Genomic DNA, 23,731 nt, shown 5'->3' on the forward strand with positions numbered 1-23,731 from the left:
GGAGCACGTGCATGTGCGGGGTGTGGGAGGCGTAGTCGACGGGGATTCTGCGGGCGCGGATGTCGTGTGTTTCGCAGTGGGCGAGGAGTTCGTCCAGCGCGTCGATGTCGCCGGCGACGACGGTGGAGGTGGGTCCGTTGTGGGCGGCGATGTGGATGTGTCCGGCCCAGGGGGAGAGCAGTTCGTGGGTGTCGTCGGCGGGGAGGGGGAGGGAGACCATGCCGCCGGGTCGGGCGTGGGTGCGGATGGCTTGGCTGCGGAGTGCGACGACTTTGGCGCCGTCTCGAATGGTGAGTGCGCCGGTGGCGGTGGCGGCGGCGATCTCACCCTGTGAATGTCCGATGACGGCGGCGGGGTGGACGCCGATGGAGCGCCAGAGTTCGGCGAGGGAGACCATGACGGCCCAGAGTGCGGGCTGGACGACGTCAACCCGGTCCAATGAGGACTTTGCGCGGAGGACGTCGAGGAGTGACCAGTCGCAGTGCTCGGCGAGCGCGTCGGCGCATTCCTGCATGCGGGCGGCGAAGGTGGGGGAGGTGTCGAGGAGGTCGACGGCCATTCCGGCCCACTGCGAGCCCTGGCCCGGGAACACGAACACCGGACGCTGTCCCGACCGCGCCACGCCCTGGACCAGCTCCGCCGCCGGTTCGCCCGCGGCGAGGGCGGCCAAGCCGCGCAGCAGGCCGTCGGCGTCTCCCGCCACGACCACCGCACGATGGTCGAGCGCCGCGCGCGTGGTGGCCAGCGAACGGCCCACCGCCGCGAGATCCGCGCCGGCCAGTTCTCGCAGCTGCGCCGCCTGCGCCCGCAGGGCGTTCTCGGTCCTCGCCGACACCGGCCACACCACCGGGCCGTCGAACGGCTCGGTCTCGCCGGGCTCGTCCGGGGCCTCCTCGACGATCAGGTGCGCGTTGGTGCCGCTGATGCCGAACGACGACACCGCGGCCCGCCGCGGCCGATCGCCGCGTTCCCAAGAGATCGGCTCGTTGAGCAGCGCGACGCTCCCGGACGACCAGTCGACGTGCGGCGTCGGCTCCTCCGCGTGCAGGGTCTTGGGCAGCAGGCCGTGCCGCAGCGCCAGCACCATCTTGATCAGCCCGCCGACACCCGCGGCGGCCTGGGTGTGGCCGATGTTCGACTTGAGCGAGCCGAGCCACAGCGGTTCGGCCCGGTCCTGGCCGTAGGTGGCGATCAGCGCGCCGGCCTCGATCGGGTCGCCCAGGCTCGTGCCGGTGCCGTGTGCCTCCACCACGTCGACGTCCGACGGCGACAGCCCGGCGGTGGCGAGCGCCTGCCGGATGACGCGTTCCTGGGACGGCCCGTTCGGCGCCGTGAGGCCGTTGGACGCGCCGTCCTGGTTGATCGCGGAGCCGCGGAGCACGGCCAGCACGCGGTGCCCGTTGCGCTGCGCGTCGGAAAGCCGTTCCAGGACGACCATCCCGGCACCCTCGGCCCAGCTGGTGCCGTTCGCGCCGGCGCCGAACGCCTTGCTGCGCCCATCCGCGGCCAGCCCGCGTTGCCTGCTGAACTCGACGAACATGCCGGGGTGCGCCATCACGGCCGCGCCACCGGCCAGCGCCAGCCGGCATTCACCCTGGCGCAGCGCGGACCTCGCCATGTGCAGCGCCACCAGCGACGACGAGCACGCGGTGTCGACGGTGACCGCGGGGCCGCCGAGGCCGAGCACGTAGGAGATCCGGCCGGAGGCGACGCTGACCGTGCTGCCGGTCAGCAGGTAGCCGTCGAACCCGTCGGCGGCCTCGTGCAGCCGCGGCCCGTAGTCCTGGGCCATCGCACCGACGAACACGCCGACCGGCTCGTCCTGGAGCCGGTCGGGGGCGATCCCGGCGCGTTCGAGGGCCTCCCATGACGTCTCCAGCAGCAGTCGCTGTTGCGGATCCATCGCCGCGGCCTCGCGCGGGCTGATGCCGAAGAACGCGGGATCGAACCGGTCCGCGTCGTGCAGGAATCCGCCGTGGCGGACGTAGGAGGTGCCCGGCGTGGCCGGGTCCGGGTCGTACAGCCGGTCGAGGTCCCAGCCGCGGTTGACCGGGAACTCCGAGATCGCGTCGCGCTGCTCGGTCAGCAGCAGCCACAGGTCCTCGGGAGAGCGGACGTCGCCCGGGTAGCGGCAGGCCATGCCGACGATGGCGATCGGTTCATCGGGCACGGCGGTCGTGGCGCCGGGCGTGGCCGCGCCCGGCTTCCCGCCGCTCATCCGTTCGCGCAACGCCTCGACCAGGCGCCGCGGGGTGGGGTGGTCGAACAGCAACGTCGGCGGCAGCCGCAACCCGGTGGCTGCCGCCAGCCGATCGCGCAGCTCGACCGACATCAGGGAGTCGAAGCCGAGGTCCCGGAAGGTGCCGGACATCTCGACCGCGCCGGAGGTCACGTGCCCGAGCACGATCGCGACCGTCGTCCGCACCAGCTCCAGGACCTCGTGCTCGCCGGGCACGTGTTCCGGTGTCTCCGCTACGGGCGTTTCGGCCGCGGGAAGCCGCGGCCGGGCCGCGGTGGACGAGAGCCAGTACGGCTGACGCTGGAACGCGTAGGTGGGCACATCGACCGGGCGTGCCGCCGGTGCAACGGTGGCGAACACCGTCCGCCAGTCGACTTCCCCGCCGGTCACGTGGACCCCGGCGAGTGCGGTGAGCACCGATGTCCGCTCGGGAACGCCCTCGCGCAAAACGGAACCGCTCTGTCCATCCTGGACGATTGCCCGGACGGCGGTCGCGAGTGCCCCGCCGGGGCCGAGTTCGAGATACCGGCCGGTCCCTTCGGCTTCCAGGACGCGTACGGCGTCGGCGAAGCGCACCGCACGCCGGACGTGGTCGGTCCAGTAGCCCGGCGAGCCCAGCTCGGCTGGTTCGGCGAGCCGGCCGGTGAGGGTCGAGACCACCGGGATCCGCGGCGGGTGGAACGTCACGGTTTCCGCCACCGCGCGGAAGCCGTCCAGCATGGCGTCCATGTGCGGCGAATGGAAGGCGTGGCTGACCGTGAGCCGCTTGGTGCGCCGGCCGAGCTGCTCGAAGTGGACGGTGACCGCGGCGACGGCGTCGTCGTTCCCGGACACCACCACCGCGGTGGGCCCGTTGATCGCGGCGAGGTCCACCCGGCCGGTCAGCAGCGGCCGGATCTCCTCCTCGGTGGCCTCGATGGCGGCCATCGCGCCGCCGCGGGGCAGTTCCTCCATCAACCGGCCGCGCGCGGCGACCAGCTTCGCCGCGTCCTGGAGAGTCAGCACTCCGGCGACGTGCGCGGCGGCGTACTCGCCGATCGAATGGCCCGCGACGTGCCCGGCCCGCAGGCCGAAGGAGTCGAACAGCCGGTACAGGGCGGTTTCGACGGCGAACAGCGCGGGCTGGGTGTAGCCGGTGCGGTCGAGCAGCGCGGCATCCTCCGCCCAGACGACGTCGCGCAGCGGCCGGTCGAGATGCGGCTCCAGCGCGGCACAGACCTCGTCGAACGCGGTCCGGAACACCCCGAAGCAGTCGTACAGTTCGCGGCCCATCCCGGCGTACTGCGAACCCTGACCGGTGAACAGGACGGCGGTGCGGCCCTCGGTCACCGACCCGGTGAGGACGTTCGCCGCCGGCGCGCCCGCGGCGAGCGCCCGCAAACCGTCCCGGAAGCCGGCCGGATCTTCGGCGATGACAGCGGCCCGGCGCTCGAACGCCGTGCGGTGCGTGGCCAGCGACAAGCCGGCCCCGGCCGCATCCTGACCGTCCCAAGCGGACAGGAGCCGATCCGCGGCCGCACGCACCGCCTCGCCGGTGCGTCCGGAAAGCAGCCACGGCACCGGGCCCGCTGTGGTCGGGACAGGCCGGGCGGGGCCCGCGGGGGGCTCCGAGACGACGAGGTGGCAGTTCGTCCCACCCATGCCGAACGACGACACGCCGGCGAGCAGCGGCCGGTCCGTGGCGGGCCACGCGCCGTGCCGCCGCCGCACTTCCAGGTTGAGCTCGCCGAGGGGGATGTCCGGGTTCGGGGTGGCGAAGTTGAGACTCGGCGGGAGTTCGCGGTGCGTGAGGCTGAGGGCCACCTTGAGCAGCCCGACGATCCCGGCGGCGCCTTCGAGGTGGCCGACGTTGGTCTTCGCGGAACCCACCTGCAGCGGTGTGGTGCGCCCGGCGGCGAACACCGCGCCGAGCGCGGCCGCTTCGATCGGGTCGCCGACCCGGGTGCCGGTGCCGTGCAGTTCGACATAGGAGACGTCGGCGGGCGTTACGCCGGCCCGCGCGTATGCCCGGCGCAACAAGGCTTCCTGCGCGTCGCGGCTCGGCACGGTGAGGCCGTCGGTGGCGCCGTCGTTGTTCACCGCGCCGCCCCGGATCACGCAGTGGATCCGGTCGCCGTCGGCCAGCGCCGCGTCCAGTGGCTTGAGGACGACCAGCCCGCCACCCTCGCCGCGGACGTAGCCATTGGCGCGGGCATCGAAGGTGTAGCAGCGGCCGTCGGGGGAGAGCCCGCCGAAACGCACCACGCCCAGCGTGCTCTCGGCGAGCAGGGCGAGGTTCACGCCGCCCGCCAGGGCCAAGGTGGACTCGCCGCGATGCAGGCTTTCGCACGCGAGGTGCACGGCCACGAGCGACGACGCCTGCGCGGCGTCGGTCGCGAGACTCGGGCCCCGCAGACCGAACGTGTAGGAAAGCCGGTTCGCGATGATGCCGCGGGTCGCGCCGGTGACCGTGTGCTGGGTGATCGTCTCCGGTCCGCCGGTGTAGGAAAGAGTGGCGTAGTCGTCCCAGATCGCGCCGACGAACACGCCGGTGCTGCTGCCGCGCAGGTCGGCCGGGACGATCCGCGCGTCCTCCAGCGCCTCCCAGCCGAGTTCCAGCATCAGCCGCTGCTGGGGATCCATCGCGGTGGCTTCGCGCGGTGAAATCCCGAAGAACCCGGCATCGAAGTCCTCGATGCCGTCGAGGAATCCGCCGAATCGGTGAGGCAGTGATTCGCCGGCCCACCGGCCCTCGGGTGCCTCGGTGATCGCGTCGACCCCGTCGCGGAGCAGCCGCCAGAACTGCTCCGGATCGTGCGCTTTCGGCAGCCGGCAGGCCAGCCCGATCACGGCGATCGGCTCGAACTCGCTCATCGACACCCGTCACGCCCCTTGCGTCAGAACCCGTCCAACCGTTTGCCGAGTGTTCGGAACGGCGGTTAAGGAGGGCTTGTCCGCGCCTAAAGCGAGCCTGAGGCGAACTGCGCGACGAGCGCGGGTTCGTGCACGAAGAAGTGCCCGCCGGGCACCCGGTGCAGGGCGAACCCGGGTGCGCTGTAGCGGGCCCACGCGGCCATGTCCCCTTCGGACACCAGCGGGTCGTCCGCGCCGTGGAAGGCACGCACCGGGCAGGGCGCCGGACCGTCCGGCCGCTGGGTCGCGCACAGCGCCAGGTCGCGGCGGACGAGGCCGAGCGCGGCCGACAGCCAGTCCGGATAGTCGAGCAGCAGCGGTGACAGGCCGCCGAGATCGAGTACCGCCTGCTTCAGCTCGGCATCGGACGCGTCGTGCGCGGCCACCAGCCGGTTGCCGAGGTGCGGCGCCTTGCACGCGCCGACCATGAGCAGCCGGGGCACCGGCCGGCCGCGGACCGCCAGCCGCAGCGCGAGGTGGTACGCGACGAGTGCGCCCATGCTGTGGCCGTAACACGCGAAGGGTTCGTCGAACACGTCCTCGAGGTGCACCTCGAGTTCGTCGACGAGCGACGCCATGTCCTTCGGGAGTTCGTCCCGGATCCGGCCTTCGCGCCCCGGCAACTGCACCGGCAGCACGTCGATACCGGGGCCGAACATCCCCCGCCAGCGGGTGAACACCGAAGCGGCGCCTCCCGCGTGCGGGAAGCAGAGCAGCCGCAGCGCCGCGCCGCCCGAAGGCCGGAACGGCAGGTAAGGGGTCGTGTCGATCTCGTTCGCGCGCATCCCTCATGCTGAGAGCGCCGGCTAAAGCCGCGCTAAGTGGGTGCGCATAAGCGCGGCTTTAGGACCGCTGCCTAGCTTTCGGCGCAGGCAGCCGAACCGGAAGGGACACCCCGCTGATGGCGCGTTCGAAGTCGACCATGCTAGCCGCCGTCGTGGCCCTGGCCGCGGGGGCGGTCTCGTGCTCGTCGCCCGCCGCGGCGGAACCCGCGCCAGGGTGCAACGTGCTCGACAACCTCACCGAGAAGATCATTTCGGTCTCGCTCAACGAGATCGGCGGGCCCTACCCGGCCGTCGGCGACAGCGCCGTCTACCTGACCCGGTTCTACGACCCGGCGGGCAAGCTGGTCGGCACGGTGTACGGGAAGGCGAACATCCCGTTCAAGAACCCCGACGGGCACGTCATGGAGTACTCGGAGGAGCGGATCGAGCTCGACGGCGGGGTTGTGGAGACCGAAGGGTTCTACGACATCACCAAGGGCATCGCCGGCGAATGGCAGTTCCTGCCGGCGCTCGGCACCTCCGGCGGCTACCGCGACAAGCTGGGCAAACGCTCGTTCCAGATCCTCAAGCCGAACGCCTTGCTCAACGCCAAGATCGAGCTCTGCCCGCCGGCGAAGGCGCACTAGGCGATGGCTGTGACACCTCGCGCCGGATGGGTGATCCTCGCGTCGTCGCTGCCGATGTTCATGGTGGCGCTGAACAACCTGGTCGTCACCAACGCCCTGCCGGAGATCGGGCAGAGCCTGGACACCGACGTTGCCGGGCTGCAGTGGGTGGTCAACGGCTATGTACTGGCCTTCGCCGGCCTGTTGCTCACCGGCGCTGCGCTGGGCGATCGTTACGGGCGGCGCCTGGTCTTCGTCGGTGGCATCGTGCTGTTCAGCCTCGGCTCGATCGCCTGCGCCCTGTCGGACAGCACGGTGACCCTCGTGCTGGCCCGGGTGGTGCAGGGAATGGGCGCGGCGGCGGTGCAGCCGCTGTCGCTCACGCTGCTGTCCGCAGCCGTCCCGCCCCACCGACGTAGCGCGGCGATCGGTTTGTGGGGCGGGGTGAACGGCCTCGGCATCGCGCTGGGCCCGCTGATCGGTGGGGCGGTGACGGAAGGGATCGCCTGGCAGTGGATCTTCTGGATCAACCTGCCGGTCGGGATGGTCGCGATCCCGCTGGTGTTCTGGGCGGTGCGCGAGACGAAGGGCGCGGACCGCGGGCTCGATCTCCCGGGCGTGCTCCTGGTGACCGGCGCGGTCACCACGGCGGTGCTCGCGATCGTGCGTTCCGGGGACGACGGCTGGGCGTCGCCGCGCATCCTCGGGCTGTTCGCTGCCGCGGTGGCGCTGGCCGTGCTGTTCGTCGTGTGGGAGCAACGCGCCGCGAGTCCGCTGCTCCCCTTGGGTTTCTACCGGATCCGTGCGTTCGTGCTGACGAACCTCGTTTCGCTGGCGATGTTCTTCGGCGTGTTCGGCGGGATCTTCTTCCTCGCCCAGTTCATGCAGGGCCCGATGGGGTTCGCACCGCTCGAAGCGGGCCTGCGCACGCTGCCGTGGACTGCAGCGCCGATGATCGTGGCGCCGCTCGCCGGGCTGATCACCGACCGCGTCGGTGGCGGCAGGCTGATGGCGCTCGGCCTGCTGCTGCAGGGCGGAGCCCTGGGCTGGATCGCCCTGATGGCGCGGATCGACCTGCCGTACGCGCACCTGGTTCCACCGCTGATCCTGGCCGGCATCGGGATGGGCTTGGCCCTGGCGCCTGCCACCGCGGTCGTGCTCGGTGCGGTAAGCCCGCAGGAGCACGGCAAGGCGTCCGGCGCCACCAACACCATCCGCGAGGTCGGCGGCGCGCTCGGCGTGGCGGTGCTGACCACGGTGTTCCGCGGCCCGCTCCGCACCACGACGATCTGGTCGCCGGTCGACTACGCCCACGCCTTCGTCGCCGGGATGACACCGGCCACCTTGGTCGGGGTCGCCGTCATCCTGGCCGGGTCGATCATCGCCCTGTTCATCCCGCGCTCACCCCCGAAGCCGGCCGCGGTGCTGACGGAACCGGCGGTGGGCAAGGAGCGCGCCCCGCTTTGACTTCGGCTGTGAACAATTCGGCAGCGCCAGTATTGCGTGGCGCCATCGGGGACTGTTCCATGATCTTGGAACAGTCCCCATAGCAGCGTCATAGACCTCCGATCTCGCTAACTGTCAAGCCGCGGCTGCGGTTGGTGTGCTGAGTGCGGGGTCGAAGGCCTTGGCTGGGTCGTAGGTTTGGCCGGATTGAAGGCAGTGGTGGAGCTGTCCGAGGAAGCGGTTGAACAGGTGTCGCAGGGCGGCGGCGTGCCGGTCGCCGTGGGCTCGGCGGCGGTGGTAGTGGTCGCGTGGTGCGCCGGCTCGGCCGATGCTGGCGAAGGCCCAGACGAAGCCGGCGGCGTTGAGGCGATCGTTCTTGACCGTGCGGCGCGTGATGGAGATCGTCCGGCCGGACGCCCGGGTGACGGGTGCTGATCCGGCGTAGGCCTTGAGTGAGCGGGCGTCGGTGAAGCGTGCGCGATCGTCGCCGATCTCGCCGAGGACGCGTGCTCCGGACAGGTCGGCCAGGCCGGGGAAGCTGGTGATGGTCGCGTAGTCCGGGGGCTGCTGGAACGCCGCGGTGGTGGACTCGGTGAGTTGGTCTGCGCTGGCGCACTCCGCGTTGAGCGTGGCCAGCAGCGCGAGCGCCTGGTGGCCGAACGCCTCCTCGACCACCCGCGGCTGCCGCAACTGCGGCTTGCGCAGGTCGTTGAGCAGCTGCGCGGCCAGGGCGTCGATGCCGCGCTGGCGGCAGCGCGACGCAGGGCCGCGGCGATGCGGGTCTTGGTGAGCTTCGCCGCGGCGGCGGGTGTCGGCGCCAGCGCCAGGACCGCGCGCGCTTCGGCGCTGGCGAGGTTGGTGGCGCCGCCCTTGGCGAACGCGGCGAGGAAGCCGGGGTAGTACTCGCGCAGCACGGCGCGCAGTTCCTGCGTGGCGCGGGATCGCCGCCAGATGGCGTCCTGGGTTGCGCGGGAGAGCACGGCGACGGCCTGGACCAGTTCGCTGTCGGCAGGCAGGGGCCGGTGCGCGTGGGCGTCGGTGCGCAGGATGTTCGCCAAGGTCATCGCATCGACGTGGTCGGACTTCTTCCGCGAGACGCTGTGTCGCTCGCGATAACGAGCCACCGCCATCGGGTTGATCGAGTAGACCCGCCGCCCGGTCTGTCGCAGGCTGGCGACCAACAGGCCGCGTGGAGTCTCGATCGCCATCACATCGGCGTCGACCAAGGCGACATCGTGGTGGTCCTCGGCCCCATCGATCCCGCAGAACACCTTCACTCTGAACTCCTCAGCCTGACTGTTTGTGTTGGTCAGAGACCCTGACGAGAACGCGCGGCGCCCTAATGACGAGGCTCTGCGGCCTGACCTCCGATTGAGCCGTTCGCGATCCCAGCGATCCGCACGGGCACCGGTCTCGACGGAGAACTCGGGCGGTTCCCGGTCACTGAGGTGTCCTCCGCGCGAACGGGCTCGGACGACGAACAAGCTGCCCGATCAGGTGAACAGGTGGGACGCGGACACGCCGATCGCGCCGCTCTTCGGCGAAAACGACGAGACCGTGATCGCCGTAGCGCCCGCCGACCTGCCGCCCGGGTTCGCGGAGCAGGTCAACTGACGATCCGGTGCACGGCGATGCCGGTCGTGGCTGCGGCGCAGGAAACTTGATCCTGCTAACTCGGTGTCCACTACCCGGGGTGAACCTCCGGCGAGCATTCCGTCCGACCACAGGACGAAGTGTTCCTCGTCGCCGCTCCAGGCGTCGCTGATGTGCAGTGGGACCACGTCGGTGTCGGCGACCATGCGTCGCAACCACAGCTCCGGGTAGCGCTGGAGGTCGTCGCGCGCGCGTTCGGCGTCGCTCGAGAAGTGGGGGAACAGGGGTTCGGGTAGGTAGTACACGCGGGTGGCGTCGTCGGGCACCTGGTCGAATTCGCCGTGCGGGCCGAAGAGGTCGGCTTCGACTCGGTCTGGGTGGCCGACCACTTCCTGCCGTGGCGGCACGAAGGCGGGCACGCGCCCTGGGCGCTGGCGTGGATGCCGGCGGTGGCGAGCGGACCAGCGGGGTGCAGATCGGCACGAGCGTGCTGACCCCGACGTTCCGGTACAACCCGGCGGTGATCGCACAGGCGTTCGCGTCGATGTCGCTGCCGTCGCAGGGCCGCGTGATCCTCGGCGTCGGCACCGGCGAGGCGCTCAACGAGGTGGCCGTTTCCGGTCGCGAATGCGGCGGAAGTGGCCGGCCGGGGTGCCGAGATCTACGCTGTGTCCGCCCTGTACGCGCAGGACGAGGTGCGGCGCATTGACGTCCACGCCGCGGCCCGGGCTATGGATCACCGGATGTACGCGGTCGTCGCGAACTTCGCCGGCCGGGGACCGGGGTGGGAATCGTGTGGCGGCAGCGGCGCTTGGCATCCGGACGGCACGCGGCTGAGCTCGGCCGGGACCGACCCGGGTGTGTTCACCATGGCGTTGTCGCGCAGTGAGTTGCAGGCATTGCGGGACAAGGACGCACTGGCCGGATACCCGCGGACTGCCCTCATTGCCGAGACATGGACGTGACGGCGCCCGCCCGGGCTGAGCCGCACGGCGGCTCTCGCACGGGACAGGTACTGATCTTCGATGCCGATGACACGCTGTGGGAGAACCAGGATCCAGGCGGCGAATGTGGTCGCGCACGGCTACGGCGGCAAGATGTTCTTGCGCAGTTTGAAAGAGTGCCTGGAGCGACTCCGCAAGCGGCCGGCAAGCGCAGCGGAACTGCGCCAGGTGGACGGGTTTGCGGCGGCCGTCCTGGAAGGACGGGTGGAGCCGGACCCGAGTGTCGCCAAGACACTCACGGTTCTCGGCGGCCGGCATGAGTTACTGCTGCTCACCAAGGGCGATGCCGAGGAGCAGCAGCGCAAACTGGATTCCTCCGGGCTCGCGCACCACTTTCGCGGCGTCCATATCGTGGCTGAGAAGGACGTCGACACCTACCGGCGGCTCACTCGCGATCTCGACCTGGCGCCGGCGGCGACTTGGATAATCGGCAACTCACCGAAGTCGGACATCCTGCCCGCCCGGCAGGCCGGCATGAACCCCGTCTTCATTCCGAACGACAACACTTGGGTACTCGAGCACAGTGAGCTCGACGACGATGATGAAAGAGTGCTGCGGCTGCGGGCGTTTTCCGAGCTGCAGCACCACTTCTGAAACTGAAGGAACCTGCCGCTGAGCAACGACCCGACTGCAAACGTTCTCGCCGGGTCGCCCCACCCGGGCGCCGGACAGGCGCGCAGGACGCCCAGCGTCTCGTGCGTGTTCATCTGCCACGACGGCGACGGCCGGGTGCTGCTGGCCCGACGCGGCGCCGGTGCGCGTGACGAGCCCGGTACCTAAGACTGTGGCCCCGGAGCGCTGGAGTACGGGGAGTCGTTCGAGACCGCTGTCGCGCGGGAGGTCGGCGAAGAATACTCGACCCGGCCGCTGACGATCGAGACCATCGGCGCGCGCAACGTCCTGCGAGAGGTACCGGCTTCTCACTGGGTCGCGGTGATCTTCGCGGTCAGGATCGATCCCGCCGAAGCCGCTATCGGCGAGCCTCACAAGTTCGACGAGCTGGGCTGGTTCTCCCCGGACTCGCTGCACTCGCAGCTCGCCGAGAGCATCAGGCTGTTCCGCGCATGGCAAGGGGTGTAGTGCGAGCAGGGCGCTCACGCCACTGATGGGGCATTCGTCCCGTGCGCTGCCCACCACCGGCGACAACAGCAATAGGATCGCCGGAATCCGCCGTGAGGGAGGCTTCGGTGTGCGCGTTCGTGCTGGTCGCGGAGGACGACGTCAAACAGGCCGAGTTGCTGCGCAGCTACCTGCGCCGGGAGGCGCACTCGGTGCTGGTGGTGCACGACGGCCGGGAGGCCGTCGACCAGGCGGCCCTGCGGCACCCCGCCCTGCTCGTCCTCGACGGGATGACGCCCGGTCTGGATGGGCTGGAGGTGGTGCGGTCGCTGCGGCGGGATTCCGATTTGCCGGTGCTGCTGGTGACGGCGCGGTCGACCTGTCACCCCGGGCCTCGGGCCGCAGCGTCTCCATCAATCGAGTAGACCCGTCGCCCGGTCCGGCGGAGAGCGGCGACCAGCAGCCCACGTGGGGTTTCGATCGCGACCGGGATCGGGTCAACTGCTGTGTCGTCGGCGTCGGTGAGCATGGCCGGCAGCTCGGCGAAGCCGGCAGCCGAGTCGTCGATGCGGCGCTTGGCCACCAGGGCGCCATAGGCGTCGACGAGTGCGATGTCGTGATGATCCCATTCGTTCGAAATACCCACGCCCGTAGCCGGGGAATCGGAGTCCTCCGGCAACGGGCGCACCAGCGCAATCGCAGAGTAGATCGGGTGAGCGAGTCCAGGCGGTTCGGGTTGGGCGGCACCGACTTCGCGTCCGGCGTCGGGTCAGCCGCCATCCCCTCGAACGCAGGTCGGCTGATTCAGCGTGACGCCTATCGACGCCGAAGATCAGTCGTTATTCGATGGCCCGGCTGCAGGCTGCTGCCGAGCGGCTCTGTGTCAGGCCCGTAGCGGTCATGGAGAGGAGGCAAACGGAATAAGCGTACTGCGGCGAGACGTTGTCGGACAGGGCTTCCGTACTCTCGCAAATAACGTTGCGTGCCGTGGTCTGCTCGCCGACACCTTCCAGGTAGGTGACGCAGGTCGCGGCGGATGCCTGTGCGGGGGAAGCAGTCCCCAGTATGAGAGCACCCGCGAACGCGGTGGTCGCAGCCGCGATGCTGGTCAAACGTCGATACATTGTCAACCTTTCTTCATTGCCGTATTCCTGGTCAATTATTTTCATATTGTGGCCGAGCGATAGGTAGCATATCGCCGGTGACAGAGCTGTCGGCAGGTCCATCTGAGTGGTTGGCTATTATTTCATCGAGCAGGCTGGTTGGGGTTGCCCGGAAAACTGGACACCGGGGTTTCTTGCCGCAAGGCGCGACTCTTCCCGACTGAGACGCGATTCTATCTCGTGATCAGTTTCCCGAAATTGTCGATCAGAAGGCCTCTACCTCTGGTCGGCGGTCACCTGAGAACGCGATCGCGGCCCGCTTGGTAGGTAAATGCCCGCGTGTGTGGAGCTTCCGGTGATGGTGAATGTTCATCGACACGTGCGCGGAGCGGATCATTGTCCATATTTTGTCAATTTCCTTTGTGGCAGTTGGGTCGGGCAGGTTGATGGCCAGGTCCGGTAGATGCTCTGGCCGGCGGCGTAGATCTGACGGGCCGGCCGTATTCGCGGACGCCGGTGAGCGCCCACCGGTCGATCGCGTGGCGCATCCGTCAGTCGGCGGCGTAACGGACGCAGACCCGGCGGGTGTGTCCGGATGCGCGGGTCGCCGGTGCCGGGCCGGCCTCGGCCGCTGCTGCCGGCTGGTCACCTCCGCCGATCACCGCCTGGCCGCGCTCGCCGACTTCGGCGGCGTCGAACTGCTTGGCGGCGGCCGCTGGAGCCAAACCCCGGGCAATCGAAGGTGACCACCTCCAGTCCGTGCCCGGCGAACCACTCCGCGTAGCGCGGGCAGGGCAGGTCGTCGCGGGGCGTCGCCGAAACTGTCGACCATGACGACGCACGCCGGCCAGCCGCTCTGCCGCGCCGGGAGGCAGGGGTGCCGTGGCACCGCGTCTCGCGCGACGAGGAGGTGATTCCGTGGCGTCCGACCGCCGGACGTGGTCCATCGATCTTTCCGGTCACTGCCCGGCTCCGCCGATGAGCACGATTACCGCTTGAGTCCGATCAGCAACCCCCAGCTTGTGAAAAATCGAATTCAGGTGATTCTTGACGGTTCGCTCCGAGATGGCCAGGCGTCGAGCGATGGTACGATTCGACATGCCCTGGGTGAGCAATTTCGCCACACTCCTCTCACGCCCCGTGAACTTGCCCCAAGTCATAGTGTCACCATAACCCGGGAGATTTCGAATAACGGCTGGCACTCGTTGTGTAATTTCCTCCACGCGGGCGATCAGCAGTTGTGCCTCCCGTTGATGGGCTTGTGCCCGTCGAAGCAGATCAACTATTTCCCGTTCGCGCCCTTCATCCATCTTGGAGGAGATCGGAGGCATGCGCGGAGACTCCTTGGCCGCCAAAGCCCGCTGTACCTGCAGTCGTCACCATGAGTGTCCCATGCTGCGACAGGTCAAGAAATCCTCCGTTCGGCCGTGACAATTGAGCACACTGCGGAAATTACTGCTGCAAAGGGTGGCGGAGCAGTTCTTCGGGGGCGTTGAGCAGGTGCGGTACGGCGTCGAGGTCGGCCAGCACGCGATCGCAGAGTTCGTTGTCGCGCTCGGTGAGCCGGTCGATTTGCTCTGCGGTGAGCAGAGCCTCGCGAAGGTAGAAACCGGCGTGCTTGGTCAGCCCCCGCAACGCGTGCAATGCGTGCAACGCGTCTGCCAAGCGGGTCGCCGGCCCGGCTGGTGCCGCCGGCGTCCCTGCGACGGCTTCGAGCACGAGGCGTGCCACATGTGCCTCGACGAACCCGACTCCTGATGAAGCTCGGTTGTTCCACGCCTCGAATTCTGTCTGCCCACGCCGGCGGGCCAGCCGCATCCGCTCTACCAGCCGTTCGTGCAGCAGCCGCTCCCGGGCGCGAGCGAGGCGCAGCCATGACACGGGAGTGAACGGGTCCTCCTCGACGAGGTCGTCCGGGGGCGGAGGTGTGTAGTGGTCGCCAGCCGCCATGCCACGAGCAGCTTCGAGGACGATGAGATAGCCGTCCCCGGCGGCGGGCCCCAGCATGTGGGCCAGTCCCTGGTACTCGACCCACCGGCCGGGGGTGAATATGCCGTGGGCTCCGCACCTGAGCCCGCACTCTGTCACGATCGCCGCCGCCGCGCTGCTCGCGTATGCCTTGATGAGGCCGTACGTGCGGTTCACCGCCGATCCGGACGTCCAGTCTGAGATCTCCTCGCCGGCGGGCGCTCCGGCCTGCGAACGGATCCGCGTGATCTTGATTCTCTCCACCACACGGGTCAGTGCGTAGCAGTCCGCCAACGCGCCGAAAAGAGGGCGTTGTTGGGCACGGTGGTCGAGGACGTTGCGCTCGGCGGTGAACGGCGACACCGTGTTCCTGCTTCGCGCATGTCGCAGAGCCATGACCACACCCGCCCGGGCGACGGCTGCTGCTGCTGCCGCCGCCGCCACCCAGGCGTTGTGGCGGATGTCCAGCGACCGGCGCAGACGGCGTTCCGGATCGCCGAGAGGGTCGTCGAGGACTCCGTCTGCGTCGAGGCGGGCGTTGTCCGACAGCAGCGCCGTGGGAGGGAGCAGCAGGTCGCGGAACTCGATGAGCGCGTAGTCCAAGGGCAACAACGGCGCCTCCGGCAGGGGGACGACACGTACACCGTCCGGTGTGCCGTCGATGGTGCGGATCGGTGTGACGAACGGGAAGACGCCGTAGTCCCGACCCTGCGCGAGGAGCCTGGCGTAAACCACGCCGGTCTTCGGCACGTGCACCAACCCCACGTTGGGCATGAACTTGCGCGCCGCCTCGTCGGGGGTGCGCAGCACGAACCCCCCGGTGGCCGGGTGGTACTCCGCCACGGTCCGGATGCCGAGGTGGCTGTTGCCGCGACCGACCTCGGTGACGAGCAGAGCCCCGAAGCTGGTCATGTCGTCCAGTTCGCGGACGTGCCGTTCGGCCCGGCCGCCCCCGAACTCGACGATCGCGCCGAGGCTGAGGCACACATGCAGCGTCAGCGCCAGGAACAGCGGCGGGTCGGCCACTGCCGCCCACTCCAGCGCGGCGAACAGCTTCGGCAGGTCCTGCAACAGCGCGCTACCCGGCGGCAGGTGCTCGCCCACGACGCGGAGCCTTTCGTAGGTCAGCTCGCAACGCTGTCGGTAGTCCATGCCGGCACGAGGTTGGAACACCTCGTGCCGGAACAGCTTGGCCAGTACATGGCGGAAGTCGTCATCGGCCGGCAAGGCTCACCTCTCTCGGAGTCTTGGGGGTTGCGGCACGCACCCCGGTCAGCCGCACCAGGAGCGTGCCGTCCGGCGCCAGAGCCATTGCGCCGCCGTCGGCGGCGACCACGGCGATGCCACCGCCGTGCCGATCGAGCAGTTCGACGTCGTTGGCGTCGGTGAACAGTTCCACCCGGTCCACCCCGACCGGCACCGGCAGCGGGCCGTTGGCCGCGTCGCCGCGTCCTGCGATCAGCGAGCACTGGATCAGGGCGTCCATCAGCAACACCGGCAGCCGCAGTCCCGCCAGCCGCTCGGTCCATCGGTCCAGTCCGGGGCGGAACCACGCCCGCGCTCGCCCGTCGCCGGTGCGCACGTCCGCGAGGCAGGCGAATGGCGGCTCCAGGACCACCGGTCCGGCCGCGTCGTAGCGGAATTCCGCGTCTGGCGGAACGGTTTCCGGCAGCTCTTGGGGTGGTGAGGTGGGACGCTCGGGGGCGAACTCCACTACGGTGCCGGCGTGGAGACGATCGCGGCGCACCACTCGTCCGTCGGGCGCGACGACGTCGGCGAGCACCCGCACCCGCACCCGGTCGCGGCTGTCATCGGACACCTCGACCGTGCACGCGCATCCGGCCCGGCTCAGAACGGTCAGCGGCGCGTGGAACGCCAGGTCACTCACCGCGACCGGCACGCCGGCGCGGTCGCTGCGCAGGCTCGCGGCGACCGCGAGTTCGGTGATCCACACGCCAGGCAGCGTCGGTGCTCCGTGCAACCGGTGGTGCCGGAAGTAGCCGTCTTCTTCCGGGTCCGGGCGCCAGACGAGACCGCGTCGGCCGGCATCCGGCTCCACCTCGACGGCGTGCCGCCTGCCGGTGGCGAGCAGCCGCTTCTCGGCGGTCCCGAGGTAGGTCACCTCGGTGTCGGGCAGACCGCGGCGCAGCTCGCCCAGCACCAGGCCGACGCCCTCCCGGTCGGACACGCCGGTGAGCGCGCCCTGCCTGCGCAGGAGGTCTCGCACGACCGGTTCGGCGGCGAACCCGGACTCGTCCCACAGCGGTGACGCGAAGGTGGTCTCGGAACCGCCGTGCAGGGCGGCCCGCCAGCGCGCGGCGACGCCGACCACGTCGTTGGCCGAGCAGTAGTCGGCTTCACCCGGCCAGCCCAGCACCGCGAGCAGCGAGCCGATGTTGAGCCAGCGGGCCGGCCGGCGGTCTTCGAACGCCACGCACAAGTTGAGGTAGGTCAGGACCTTCGTGTCGCGCACGGTGCGCATCGTGTCGAGCGAAGTGGTGGTCACGCGGCCCCCCGAGTGCGTGCCCGCCGCGTTGATCAGCAGGTCGACCGCCGGATGCTCGGAGAACACCCGGTCGACGGCCGCGCGGGTCTGTGTGGCGTCGGTGAGGTCACAGCGGAGGAAGTGGACCCGGTCGTTTCCGAGGAGCCCGGCGAGCTCGCTGACGGTGCGGGCCGCCTCCGCCGATGCGGCGCGGTGGTCGTACTCCGCGGACAGGCTCGCCACCGTGGACGCCGGGTCCTCACGGCGCCGCTCCGCCAGGAACACGGCCCGGGGCGGCAGTTCACCGGCTTCGGGGGCGTGGCGGCCCAGCAGATACACCGCCTCCGGGTGCCCCTCCTCGGCCAGTCGTGCCAGCAGTCGTGCGGTCAGACCGCGGGTGCCGCCCGCCGCCACGACGACCCCGCCGCGCGGCAAGGCACTACCGGTGGGAGGTGCGGCGTCCTCGGTCAACCGGTACTCCATGCGCCGCCCTGCCGCGTGGACCACCACGGCCAGTTCGTGCTGCCTGGCGGATTCCCGTTCGAGCAGGTCCATGCCCGCCGCGTCGACCAGGTCGGTGGCGACGGCGAACACCAGGGATTGCGGCGCCTCACGTGCCAGGGCCTTGACCAGTCCGGTGAACGGACCGATCGCCGGGTGCGGGGTGCCCGTGCGGACGGCATCGGTCATCAGCACCGCGTAGGACGAGTTCCTCCGTCCTCGCCACCGCTTGGCGGCCAGGAAAGCCAGGTCGTGCGCAGTGCGCAGCCGGTCGAGCGCCGAGAGGCCGTTCGGCGCGTGGCTGCCCGCCTCCAGCCGGACCAGGACGCGGATGTGCTCGAATGGCGCCTCCCCGGCCGGCAGCAGGGCAGCCAGTTCCCCGGCGGCCGGCAGGCACCCCCGCTCGACCGCAGGTGCGGCGACGACGTGCGCGTCGCCGGGCAGCGCGGCTCCCTCCGACAGCCCGGGGTGCGAAAGCACGACCAGGCTGCCCGGGGGCACCGCCGGCAGGGCGGGTCGAACTCGGCGCGGCGCGGCGGGAAGCAGCCGGCGAACTACCCGGGTCAGGACCGTCTCGGTGGCCGCGACCGACGTGGGAACGGCTCCCGGCGGAGACGACGAAAGCGTCCCGGGCAGCACGGTGTGCTCGACGGCGGTGACATCGACCTGGGGGCCGAAATCCGCCGACGAGCCGACTGTCGTATCACCACGTCCGCCGACCAGATGGGCGACCACGGCCAGCAGCGGATCGGCTCCCAGGTAGGTGCGACCGGAGCCGGCCAGCGGAGCCCGCCGATGCGGTCCGGTCGCCGGATCGGTACGGCCGAAGCGGGTGCGCAGCCGGCACAGCACAGGCAGCGAGTGCTCCCGTGCCGCCGACTCGCGGGTGAGCACGATCAGGAAAGCACCCTCGGCCGGCTGATCGGTCTGCCCCGCCGACACCAGCACGTGGCGGAACTCCGCGGTGGTGTTGCCGTTGACCCCGGCGACCACGACGGCGTCGAGGTCGCCATGCCGTAGGTACCGCTCGGCGGCTCGTAGCGCGTCCAGACCCGAGTCCGGCCCACCGTCGAGTGTCACGTTCAGCCCGCGGAAGTCCCGGACGGCGGCCACCCGCGAGGCGATGATGTTCGGCATGATCCCGGGGAAGGAGTCCTCGGTGGCCGCGGGAACCAGCGCGCGCACTCCGGCGCCCAGCCGGTTCAGGGATTCCTGCAGATCGGCATCGGTGGCCGTGTGGTCCGCGAGCGCGCGGTCGAGGTCTCCCAGGTAGCACCGCAGCGCGTAGTGCACCGCGCGCCGCGTAGGACCCATGTGCCCGACCACGACTCCTGTGGTGTCGTGCAGCTCCTGCAGTGCCTTCAGGATCGGGGTGGGCAGTGCGGCCGCCGCGCGCAGGACCATGATCTGGGTGCGGTCCATGCCGCGCAGGGTGGCGGGTGGCAACGTCACTTCCTGCCAGCCCGGCAACGGGTAGTCGTCGCCGAAGGTCGTGGCGGGCGCCGGCCCGGCGCCGCGCAGCCAGTCGGTCTGGTCGCCGCCGGGCAGGTCGGTGGCCCAGCCCACCACCACGACCTCGTCGCCGGCCGCGGCGGTATCGCAGCCGGGCCGGTCGGGCCGGTCGTCGCCCAGTACGAGATGCGCGTCGGTGCCGCCGAACCCGAACGACGAGATGCCCACGTGGCGTGCGCCGTCCCGGCCCCTCGGCACGGCACGCGCCACCCCGTCGATCGGTGGGGTGAACCGCCCTTCGGCGACGGCGTCGATCGGATCGCGCAGGTAGGGCTGCGCGGACACCTCGTCGCGGGCCAGACCGGACAGCGCCTGGCTGATCGAAATCAGCCCCGCGGCCCAGCCGGTGTGCCCGACCACCGCTTTGTTGGACGACAGCAGCGCCGGCTCACCGCGCCCGGCGACCCCCCGCAGGGCAGCCACCTCGGTGCTGTCACCGGCACGGGTCCCGGTCGCGTGCGCGACGACCCAGCCGATGTCCGCCGGATCGACTCCGGCCGCGCGGTAGGCCCGGCGCAGGGCGATCGACTGCCCTTCTGCGTTGGGCGCGTAGATGGCCTTGCCCCGGCCGTCACTGGCCAACCCGATGCCCTCGACCACACCGAGCACCCGGTCGCCGTCGGCGCGCGCGCGGTCCAGCCGCTTGAGGACCACAACACCGGCACCGTCGGAGAACAGCACGCCGTCGGCAGCGCGGTCGAAGCAGCGCACGGTGCCGGACCGGGAAAGCCCCCGGAGCTTCGAGAACAGCACCAGATTGCGTGCGCTGTAGGCGAAGGCCCCACCACAGACGGCGACTTCCGCATCTCCGTCCCGAAGTGCCTTGACGCCGAGGTCGAGTGCGTAGAGCGACGAGGAACAGGCGGTGTCCACCATGATCAGCTCGGTGTCGTCCGGCAGCAGCCCGGCGATGGCGTTGCGGCCGACCCGGTGAGGCAGGAACTCGTGCGGCGGTTGCCCCAGGCGGTCGTAGCGGCGCCGCAGCAGCCGCGCGACATCGTCCGGCAGCCGGTCGGCGACGCGGTTGAGGTAGCCGGTGAGCACGAGGTGCGCTTCGAGATCCTGGCTGCCGTCGGCCGTGTAGCCGAACGCCGCGAAGCAGCGGTCCGCCGCTGTCCGCCGGACTTCCCCCAACGCCGTGTGCAGGCAGTGGCGCAGCCACAGCGTGGTGGCCTCCCGGCTGAGCTCCGGGTCGCCGGACAGCTCGGCCGCCAGCCCCGGGTGGGGGCGGAAATCGGTGATGAACCCCGACTCGGGGGAGTACGTCCGATCCTCGGCCGAGTGGTCGGCCGAGTGGAACGAGTCCACGTCGAACAGCACCGGACGACGGAAGACGTTCCTCCCGTCCGCCAGCAGACCCCGCAACTGTTCGGGGTCGTTCGCGCCAGGCGTCACCACACCGATGCCGACCATCGCCACGGCAGCGTCTCGTGCGGGCATCGCTCGCACGCGTGGAACCGGCTCCGCCGGGCCCGGCCCACCGGAACCGGTCTTCCCCGGTGAGCCGGAACTCGTTGCGGGCAACGCCTGCGGCGCGGCCGGAGCGCGTGGTGGGGTGAGCATCGCGGTGCCGAGGGAGAGGCCGCCGTCGGCCACCACGGTCTGCCCGGTGATCCAGGAGGCGGCCGGCGAGGCCAGGAACACCACCAGTTCGGCCAGTTCCTCCTCGCGCCCGAGACGGTGTCCGAGCGGGGTCGCCTCCCGCACCCGCTCGGCCAGCCGCTCGGCATCGGGGAACAAGGCGGCCACCGCGCCGTCCAACAGGCCGCCGGAGGCTGTGTTGACCCGGATGCCGTCGGCCGCGAATTCCACCGCCAGGTAGCGCGTCAGCGCCTCCACGGCCGCCTTCGTCGTGCCGACGGTGGCGTAGTCGCCGATCACGAGCGAGCTGCCGATCGACGATAGGTTCACGATCGCTCCGCCACCGCCGCGGCGCACCATCAGGGGCGCCGCTCGCCGAGCGCACCACAAGCTGCCGTGGACGTTGGTGTCCACCGCCCGCTGCCAGTGCGACTCGTGCAGCCGGTCCAGCGGGAGCAGGGCCCCCGACGCAGCGTTGTTCACCAGGACGTCGAGCGCACCGTGCCGCCGCTGTACCTCGTCGAACATGGAGTCGACCTGGTCGGCGACGGCGACAGAGGCACGCACCGCCTCCACCGACGCACCCCGCGCGGTCAGCTCCTCGACCAGCCGAGGTGCCTCGGCCGTAGCGTGGAAGTAATTGACGACCACGTGCGCGCCCCGGCGGGCGAACGCCGCGGTGATGGCCCTGCCGACTCCCCGCGCGCCACCGGTGACGAGGACGACCCGGCCCGCGAACTCCCCGCTCATCGCGATATCTCCGCGCCGTTGACGTAGTCGGCGATGCGGCCGAGCGTAGGCAGCTCCCACACCGGCAGCTCCGCCGAACGCTCGGGCAGGTCGAACCTCTCGACGACCCTGCCGAGCAGAGAGGTCTGCTTCAGCGAGTCGACCCCCAGTTCCGCCTCCAGCAGGGCGTCCTCGGTCAGCAGGTCGGCCGGGTACTCCAGCGCGTCGGCATACAGCTCGCGCAGCTCGACGAGGATCTGATGCCGGTCGAGCCTGCTCGGCGTGACGGGGGCAGGCGGGACGTCGTCGGCCACGCCGACCACCTGTGCCTCGGGGGGCGACGGTGCCCGTACCGGAGCGGGGGCCGGTCGCGACTGACCGTTACGGGAACCGGGCGCCGGTGGCTGTCCGGCGGCGCGCAGTCCCGCGTCTTCCCCCTGCGGGTCGACCAGGGGGGCGAACGCCAGCACGTTCGGGACCGTCTGCTCGACGCACTTGGTCAACGCGTTGAGGGCGCCGCTCTCGATGAAGGTGCTGCACCCCTTCGCGTGCAGCGTGCGCACCGTGTCGGTGAACCGGACCGGGAGCACCAGGCACTCGGCCAGTGCCTGCTTCAGGTCGTCGTCATCGGTGTAGCGACGGCCGTGGACGGGTGAGTGGACGGCGTGCCGGAGCGGTTGCTGGCTCACTTCCCCCATCCTCGCCACGAAGTCCGCCACGGCGGGCCGCATGGACGGGTGGTGCGACGCATACGGCAGGTGCAGGCGTGCGAACAGCACATCGAGTGTCGTGGCGAGCCGTTCGGCGCGGTCGAGAGCGGCCAGGGGGCCGGCGAGCACCGTCTGCCGCGGCGCATTCAGGCAGGCGACCACCAGGTCCGGCTCGTCCAGCACCCCGGCCACGTGACCGGCGGTCTCCTGGTCCACGCCGATGGCAGCCATCCCGCCCATGCCTTCCCACGTCCGCAGCGCCGCCGTCCTGGCGCATACCAGCTGCACACCGTCGGCGAGGGTGAACGCGCCGGCGGCGACCAGCGCGGCGATCTCGCCGAAGCTGTGGCCGACGAGCAGCCGGGGCCGCACCCCCTGTGCGGTGAGGATGCGGTGCACGACCACCGAGACGCCGAAGATGGCCAGCTGGAGCACTTCGGCCGGTTCGTCCAGGAGCCGGCGGATCGACCGCGGCTCGCCGCCGAACAGAGCTGCCGACACCGGCGGCACGTCGAGCCGCGCGGCAGCGTCGTCGATCTCTCCGAAGGTGGCGTCGACCTCGGCGTAGGAGTTTCTGGCTTGCCTGAGCACTCCGGGGGAATAGGCGCCAAGGCCGGGGAACAGGAATACTGGGCGATCGGGCACGGTGATTCCTCCGGGTACGTGGTGGGGGGTCAGACGGGGATGCGGCCGTGCTGGAGGAAGCCGAAGATCTGCGGCCCGCCGACGAAGCAGGTCGTTCCGCCGTCGGCGACCAGGCAGCTGCCGGTGACCCCGCGCGAGGCGTCACCGGCGAGGTAGATCACCGAGCCGACCACGTCCTGTGGGTCGCCGAACGCGCCGGACGGCACGGCTGCCAGCAGTCCCGCGGTCGCCTGGGGATCGGCGAAGAAAGTGGTGGTCAGGTCGGTCCGGATCCAGCCCGGTGCCAAGGCGTTCACCCGCACCCCTGCGGGAGCCCACTCGGCGGCCAGCGTCCGGGTCAGCGAGATGACCGCCGCCTTGGTGACGGCGTAGTGGGCGAGCATCGGCGTGCCGCCCAGCCCGGCGATGGACGAGAGGTTGATGACGGAACCGCCACCCCGCTCGACCATGTGCCTGCCGAACACCTGGCAGGCGTGCACGGTGGACTCCAGGTTCAGCCGCAGCACCCGCGTCCAGTCGTCGAACTCCAGGTCCAGGAACGGGCCGGCGTGCCCTATTCCCCCGGCGTTGTTGACCAGCACGTCCAGGCCGCCGAATTCCGCCAGCGTCGTCCGGGCTGCGGCCTTGATCTGCTCGCCGTCGTTGACGTCACAGGTGAGGACGAGCGCTCGGCGGCCCAGCCCTTCGACTTCCCCGGCCAGTCCCTCCAGGGCGGTGGTGTTGCGAGCGAGCAGCGCAACGTCGGCGCCGGCCGCGGCCAGGCCGGTCGCGATCGCCTTGCCGATCCCTCTCGACGCCCCGGTGACAAGCGCCTTCTTGCCCTTCAGGTCGAACAGGTCCAACGCGGATGACATCGGTCCTCCAATCGACGGTG

General features: G+C 70.5%; 17 protein-coding genes and 2 pseudogenes. 7 read left to right on the forward strand and 12 right to left on the reverse strand.

From position 1 onward, the window contains the following. Together ACFVYA_RS39720 and ACFVYA_RS39725 are read right to left on the reverse strand one after the other, a co-directional pair. A partial coding sequence (locus tag ACFVYA_RS39720) for a beta-ketoacyl synthase N-terminal-like domain-containing protein (protein ID WP_387052422.1) occupies positions 1 to 5,092 on the reverse strand: 5,092 nt, incomplete at its 3' end. An 86-nt stretch (positions 5,093 to 5,178) separates the two neighbouring features. After that, a complete protein-coding gene (locus ACFVYA_RS39725; protein ID WP_387052424.1) occupies positions 5,179 to 5,916 on the reverse strand; it encodes a thioesterase II family protein in 738 nt (245 codons plus the stop codon). Positions 5,917 to 6,032: 116 nt separating this feature from the next. Between ACFVYA_RS39725 and ACFVYA_RS39730 the strand changes: the two genes are divergently transcribed. Then, positions 6,033 to 6,542, forward strand: a complete 510-nt coding sequence (locus ACFVYA_RS39730; RefSeq protein ID WP_285992206.1) for a hypothetical protein — start codon at positions 6,033 to 6,035, stop codon at positions 6,540 to 6,542. Positions 6,543 to 6,545: 3 nt separating this feature from the next. Beyond that, positions 6,546 to 7,988, forward strand: coding sequence for an MFS transporter (locus tag ACFVYA_RS39735; RefSeq protein ID WP_387052427.1), 1,443 nt, complete (start codon positions 6,546 to 6,548; stop codon positions 7,986 to 7,988). Positions 7,989 to 8,102: 114 nt separating this feature from the next. Here ACFVYA_RS39735 and ACFVYA_RS39740 read toward each other — a convergent pair. Continuing rightward, a pseudogene (locus ACFVYA_RS39740) lies at positions 8,103 to 9,280 on the reverse strand (transposase). A 180-nt stretch (positions 9,281 to 9,460) separates the two neighbouring features. After that, positions 9,461 to 9,979, reverse strand: a complete 519-nt coding sequence (locus ACFVYA_RS39745; RefSeq protein ID WP_387052464.1) for a hypothetical protein — start codon at positions 9,977 to 9,979, stop codon at positions 9,461 to 9,463. Here ACFVYA_RS39745 and ACFVYA_RS39750 point away from each other — a divergent pair. The 5 genes and pseudogenes from ACFVYA_RS39750 to ACFVYA_RS39770 form a co-directional block, all read left to right on the forward strand. Then, positions 9,887 to 10,188 (forward strand): annotated as a pseudogene (locus ACFVYA_RS39750) (LLM class flavin-dependent oxidoreductase); the annotation flags it as partial. The gene ACFVYA_RS39745 and the pseudogene ACFVYA_RS39750 sit on opposite strands and share 93 nt — an antisense overlap. Before the next feature lie 115 nt (positions 10,189 to 10,303). Beyond that, on the forward strand, positions 10,304 to 10,525 hold the full coding sequence (locus ACFVYA_RS39755; protein WP_387052429.1) for a hypothetical protein: 222 nt from the start codon (positions 10,304 to 10,306) through the stop codon (positions 10,523 to 10,525). 60 nt (positions 10,526 to 10,585) lie between these two features. Then, entirely contained in the window at positions 10,586 to 11,158 is a 573-nt protein-coding gene (locus ACFVYA_RS39760) for an HAD family hydrolase (protein ID WP_387052431.1), read from the forward strand. A 204-nt stretch (positions 11,159 to 11,362) separates the two neighbouring features. Beyond that, positions 11,363 to 11,644, forward strand: coding sequence for an NUDIX domain-containing protein (locus tag ACFVYA_RS39765; RefSeq protein WP_387052462.1), 282 nt, complete (start codon positions 11,363 to 11,365; stop codon positions 11,642 to 11,644). Positions 11,645 to 11,751: 107 nt separating this feature from the next. After that, positions 11,752 to 12,048, forward strand: coding sequence for a response regulator (locus ACFVYA_RS39770; protein WP_387052433.1), 297 nt, complete (start codon positions 11,752 to 11,754; stop codon positions 12,046 to 12,048). Here ACFVYA_RS39770 and ACFVYA_RS39775 read toward each other — a convergent pair. The 8 genes from ACFVYA_RS39775 to ACFVYA_RS39810 form a co-directional block, all read right to left on the reverse strand. Further along, on the reverse strand, positions 12,006 to 12,311 hold the full coding sequence (locus ACFVYA_RS39775; protein WP_387052435.1) for a hypothetical protein: 306 nt from the start codon (positions 12,309 to 12,311) through the stop codon (positions 12,006 to 12,008). The genes ACFVYA_RS39770 and ACFVYA_RS39775 overlap by 43 nt on opposite strands. A gap of 151 nt (positions 12,312 to 12,462) precedes the next feature. After that, the gene (locus tag ACFVYA_RS39780) at positions 12,463 to 12,849 is read right to left on the reverse strand and encodes a hypothetical protein (RefSeq protein ID WP_387052437.1); all 387 of its coding nucleotides are present in this window, start codon (positions 12,847 to 12,849) and stop codon (positions 12,463 to 12,465) included. Positions 12,850 to 13,277: 428 nt separating this feature from the next. Next, entirely contained in the window at positions 13,278 to 13,451 is a 174-nt protein-coding gene (locus ACFVYA_RS39785; RefSeq protein WP_387052439.1) for a hypothetical protein, read from the reverse strand. Between the two features lie 234 nt (positions 13,452 to 13,685). Further along, positions 13,686 to 14,057: a response regulator transcription factor gene (locus ACFVYA_RS39790; protein WP_387052441.1), complete on the reverse strand. Its 372-nt coding sequence runs from the start codon at positions 14,055 to 14,057 to the stop codon at positions 13,686 to 13,688. Between the two features lie 121 nt (positions 14,058 to 14,178). Further along, the gene (locus ACFVYA_RS39795; protein WP_387052442.1) at positions 14,179 to 15,921 is read right to left on the reverse strand and encodes an acyl-CoA dehydrogenase; all 1,743 of its coding nucleotides are present in this window, start codon (positions 15,919 to 15,921) and stop codon (positions 14,179 to 14,181) included. Beyond that, positions 15,908 to 21,523: an SDR family oxidoreductase gene (locus ACFVYA_RS39800; protein WP_387052444.1), complete on the reverse strand. Its 5,616-nt coding sequence runs from the start codon at positions 21,521 to 21,523 to the stop codon at positions 15,908 to 15,910. The genes ACFVYA_RS39795 and ACFVYA_RS39800 overlap by 14 nt, the downstream gene beginning before the upstream one ends. Beyond that, complete coding sequence (locus ACFVYA_RS39805) at positions 21,520 to 22,803, reverse strand: acyltransferase domain-containing protein (RefSeq protein ID WP_387052446.1); 1,284 nt, start codon at positions 22,801 to 22,803, stop codon at positions 21,520 to 21,522. Before ACFVYA_RS39805 ends, ACFVYA_RS39800 begins: the two co-directional genes overlap by 4 nt. An 83-nt stretch (positions 22,804 to 22,886) precedes the next feature. Beyond that, a complete protein-coding gene (locus tag ACFVYA_RS39810) occupies positions 22,887 to 23,711 on the reverse strand; it encodes an SDR family NAD(P)-dependent oxidoreductase (protein ID WP_387052448.1) in 825 nt (274 codons plus the stop codon). Positions 23,712 to 23,731: the final 20 nt, after the last annotated feature.

It is taken from the genome of Amycolatopsis sp. NPDC058278, assembly GCF_042881395.1.
Lineage (GTDB): Bacteria > Actinomycetota > Actinomycetes > Mycobacteriales > Pseudonocardiaceae > Amycolatopsis.